Origin of the sequence: Desulfovermiculus halophilus DSM 18834 (genome assembly GCF_000620765.1) — a bacterium.
Taxonomy (GTDB): Bacteria; Desulfobacterota; Desulfovibrionia; order Desulfovibrionales; family Desulfothermaceae; genus Desulfovermiculus; species Desulfovermiculus halophilus.
The window spans coordinates 1-3,945 of the sequence record NZ_JIAK01000052.1 but is presented as its reverse complement, the minus strand read 5'-3'; the positions used below and the strand labels follow the sequence as shown (position 1 = coordinate 3,945).

The 3,945-nt window shown below is 51.1% G+C and carries 4 protein-coding genes; all 4 read left to right on the top strand.

Annotation, left to right across the window (positions count from 1 at the left end; translation table 11 throughout):
* Window positions 1-259: 259 nt before the first annotated feature.
* On the top strand, window positions 260-958 hold the full coding sequence (locus N902_RS0114105; RefSeq protein WP_153304240.1) for an outer membrane beta-barrel protein: 699 nt from the start codon (window positions 260-262) through the stop codon (window positions 956-958).
* 184 nt (window positions 959-1,142) lie between these two features.
* On the top strand, window positions 1,143-1,907 hold the full coding sequence (locus N902_RS0114100; RefSeq protein WP_051564619.1) for a DUF3473 domain-containing protein: 765 nt from the start codon (window positions 1,143-1,145) through the stop codon (window positions 1,905-1,907).
* A 594-nt stretch (window positions 1,908-2,501) separates the two neighbouring features.
* The gene (locus N902_RS19830; RefSeq protein ID WP_153304239.1) at window positions 2,502-2,747 is read left to right on the top strand and encodes a hypothetical protein; all 246 of its coding nucleotides are present in this window, start codon (window positions 2,502-2,504) and stop codon (window positions 2,745-2,747) included.
* Window positions 2,744-3,871 carry an FAD-dependent oxidoreductase gene (locus tag N902_RS18095; protein WP_051564617.1) on the top strand — a complete coding sequence of 376 codons (1,128 nt, stop codon included), beginning with the start codon at window positions 2,744-2,746 and terminating at the stop codon, window positions 3,869-3,871. Before N902_RS19830 ends, N902_RS18095 begins: the two co-directional genes overlap by 4 nt.
* Window positions 3,872-3,945 lie beyond the last annotated feature (74 nt).

The window sequence follows — 3,945 nt, the reverse complement described above, 5'->3', positions numbered from 1 at the left end:
GATTAAGGTGATCATCAGGTGGCTCCATTAAGTGCACATAAACTGGCCCTATTAGCGTGATCATGGACTGGCCCTATTACCGCGGTCACTGACAGTTGTCGACGCCGAGCTGGACTTTCAATTTGGCCCCCGGAATTCATGGAATCTCGGGTACAGCTTTGGGCAGGTATGGGAAGACAGCGAATACGGTGAGGACAGTACCCGGCATACAGCCAACAGCGCTCTTGAGCATTGGTTCTCCCCTCAATGGGGAACACTGTTGGGGGCAAGCTATACTCGCGGAATGTTTTCTTCTGCGGGCGATTTTGTTGAAGAGAGCGACGACTTTGACGAATGGCTGCTGGGAGCCAGGCTCGCCCACGCCTTTGGGAAACATTTTATCGGCTACATCGATTATGCCCACACCGCTGTGTTTTACGATGGCGACGATGAGGATTTTCATGTGTATGACCCTGGTGTGGGCTTTGAATGGATTTTCGGGGCTGAAGCGTATCTGAATATGCGGGCAGGGTACTACTATCGGGATATTGATCAGGAAGAGAATGACGACGGGGTCAGCCTGCTTGTGGATATCGGCAAGCAATGGGACATCACCAGAAGGGCAACCTTCCGCCTGAGGGGTGGGAGCGGATATCAAAATACATACTTTGGAGGAGAAAACCTTGGATTTACCCAGTATGCAGAAGTTGAGGGAGTACTAAGCTATGCTCTGGGCCGACATACAGATGCCAATCTATCTGGGGCGTATAAACGAAATGACTATAAGGACACTGATCCGGATAGAACAGATGATATCTATACGATCAAGGGTGAAATAGGTTATCAGGTCTTGGAATGGCTTCGATTAAGCTTGTCAGACAGGTATAGAGTGGTTGAATCAGATATAGATTATGAGGAATATAAAGAAAACAGTATCATGGTGAGTGTATCTTTTATGCCCCAGGGTTGGCAATGGTAATATGGAACCTTGCAACAAGGATCAAAGTATTCTTCTAACATTTGATGTTGAAGAATGGTTTCAGGTAGAAAATCTGCGATCAAGATATCCACCTGCTACCTGGAGCACTTGTGAGCTTCGGGTTCGACAGTCTGTCCATACTCTCCTCGATATTTTGGACAGTTGCAAAAGCGGTGGATCAGTGATGGGCAAAAGGTTAAGCCACGGAAGCAACAGGCCGGGCATAAGTCCGCAGAATCGACGGGAGCGCATCTCCGGACCAAAGGCAACATTTTTTTTCTTGGCCTGGGTGGCCCGGAGGTTTCCCCGTCTTGTCCAGGAGGTGCATGAGCGGGGGCATGAAGTTGCGTCCCATGGGTGCAATCATATGCTCCTCTCGCAGATGTCTTCCTCTCAGATTTTCCAGGATCTGTATGAAAGCAAGCAAATCCTTGAAGATATAACCGGCAGTCCGGTTTTGGGCTACCGGGCACCGAGCTTCTCAATCGCATTGGATCATTTCGACCTCCTGGAAAAAGCAGGCTATGCATATGATTCAAGCTACAACTCTTTTGCCCTGCATAAACGATATGGACGCTTGGATTTGACCCGGTTTTGCCAAAACGGGATTGCCTATCGGATCAATAAAAACTTTGCTGAACTTCCGGTCAGCAATCTGCGCATCCGAAACATCATTTTTCCCTGGGGGGGCGGCGGGTACTTTCGTTTGCTGGCACCGGCGATATTTTACTGGGGAGTAAGGCGAATCATGAGCTCGCATGGGGGGTTTGTTTTTTACCTTCATCCCTGGGAACTGGATCCTGAGCAGCCCAAAGCCCGTCATCTTTCAGCTTTCTCCAAGTTCAAGCATTATGTGAATCTGGAAAAAACCAGTGGTCGACTGTTGAACTTTGTTAAAAGATTTGAAGGCTGTTCTTTTGTTACCTGTGGAGACTACCTCAAGGGATAATTGTTTAAAATAATGATACTTATTGACTCCCACGTTCATATCTATCCCTGCTTTCACCTGGGGCGTTTTTTTTCCGCCGCCTATGAGAACTTTGCATCAGCCTCACCAAGTCAGGGATGCAACGGCTTTGTCGGGGTTTTGCTTTTGGCTGAAACCGCACGGGAACATGTCTTTGAGGAGCTTGTGCGGGATGCGGACTGTAGGTCGTCGACAGGGGCTCAAACAGATCCGTGGATCGTGCACAGGACCAGAGAGTCATGTTCACTGCGGCTGACGGATCCAAACGGAAGGGAGTTGATCCTTGTTTCCGGTCGCCAGGTGGTGACAGCAGAGAATCTTGAGGTTTTGGGTCTGATGACCACCCAGATGATCCCGGACGGTCTTCCGGTGGATGCTGTCACTCACCGGGTTGGGTCAGATCACGGGGTTCCAGTGCTTGCCTGGGGTTTTGGGAAATGGACAGGAAAGAGAGGCAGGATCGCTTGTGATGCCGTGGCCCGAAATGACCCCTGCTTTTTATGTCTTGGCGACAGCCGAGGACGCCCCTGGGAATGGCCGGAGCCGAAACAGTTTCGGCATGGAAGGGCCAAAGGCATGAAGATTCTGTACGGGACAGATCCTCTTCCCTTGACCACGGAGGAGGCGGCGGCCGGAAGTCTGGGTATCTTTGCAGACGGTGAAGCAGACAGAGACTTTCCGGCCAGGCATGTACGGTCCCTTTTGCTGGTCCCTGAGGTACAGCTTGGGACCTATGGGCGACGTATTGGCATCACCGGCTTCCTGCGCTGCCAGATAGGGCTGTTGATTCAGGCTGAAAAGAACGGCAGCGGATCCCAATGAAACGAGATCTGAATCGGCTGGCCAGCCAAAACTTTGATCTGGTGGTCATCGGCGGTGGGATCCAGGGTGCCGCCGTGGCCCTTGAAGCTGCCCATTGCGGACTGCAGACGGCCCTGGTCGAAAAGGGCGATTTTGGACACGCGACCTCGGCGAACAGCCTGAAGATTCTGCACGGTGGATTTCGGTATCTGCAAAGCCTGGATCTGCACCGAATGAGATCCTCCATTTGGTCCCGAAACTTCTTCATGCGCCTGGCTCCACACCTGGTTCAGCCTCTTCCCTGCGTTATTCCTACTCATGGATGCGGGCTGCGGGGGAAATATCCCATGGGGTTGGGTCTTCTGCTCAACGATATGATCGCCTGGGACCGCAATGTGGGGCTTGATCACGACAAGCGCCTGCCCCTGGGGAAACTGATAAGTCTCCAAAAGTGCAGCCGTGAAATGCCCGAGGTTTCTGTTTCCGGAAAAAGCGGAGGAGCAGTGTGGTACGACGCATTGGCTGTAGACACGGAACGCATGACCCTGGCTGTAGTTAAAGAGGCAGCTGGTCTTGGGGTCTGCGCAGCCAACTATTGCCGGGCAACGGAACTTCGTATTGCCCGCAATCGGATCAATGGGCTTTGGGCCCAAGATGTGTTGAGCGGCCAATCATTTCCTGTTTTCAGCTCAGTGATCATCGATGCCACCGGGCCATGGCTCCAGCATTCACTTCTTCCAAAAGCACAGGCCAGGCAACACATATCCTGGGCCAGGGGAGTAAATATCGTTGTCCGCAAAAGGCTCAGTGCTTCAATGGCCATGGGTTTGGAAGGGGACAGTGTGAATGGGCATCACTCAAGGGGCAGAGGGGGGAAGAAAAAGCGATTTTTCTTTTTTGTTCCCTGGGGAGGGTATACCATGGTTGGGACGGTGTATACGCGGCATGATGGTCCTCCGGAAAAAATGACTGTAAGCCGTCATGAGCTGCAATCCATGATTGATGAGATACGTTCAATTCATCCAGGATCAGGTCTTAAATATGAAGACATAAGCTTTTATCATGCCGGATTGCTTCCTATGGATTCAGGTGTTGTGAGCAATAACGGTATTTCTCTGCATCAGAGTAACAGTTTAGCCCTTTGAAAAATCTGCCAACAAGAAGCAAAAATTAACTGGCGTCGGAGGGAGAGATTTGATACCTTCTCTCCATGGCCGAT

Bases quoted from the DNA above. Each gene is read 5' to 3' on its own strand.
- N902_RS0114100 (WP_051564619.1), top strand. From the start codon at position 1,143: ATGGGCAAAAGGTTAAGCCACGGAAGCAACAGGCCGGGCATAAGTCCG.
- N902_RS19830 (WP_153304239.1), top strand. From the start codon at position 2,502: ATGAAGATTCTGTACGGGACAGATCCTCTTCCCTTGACCACGGAGGAG.
- N902_RS18095 (WP_051564617.1), top strand. From the start codon at position 2,744: ATGAAACGAGATCTGAATCGGCTGGCCAGCCAAAACTTTGATCTGGTG.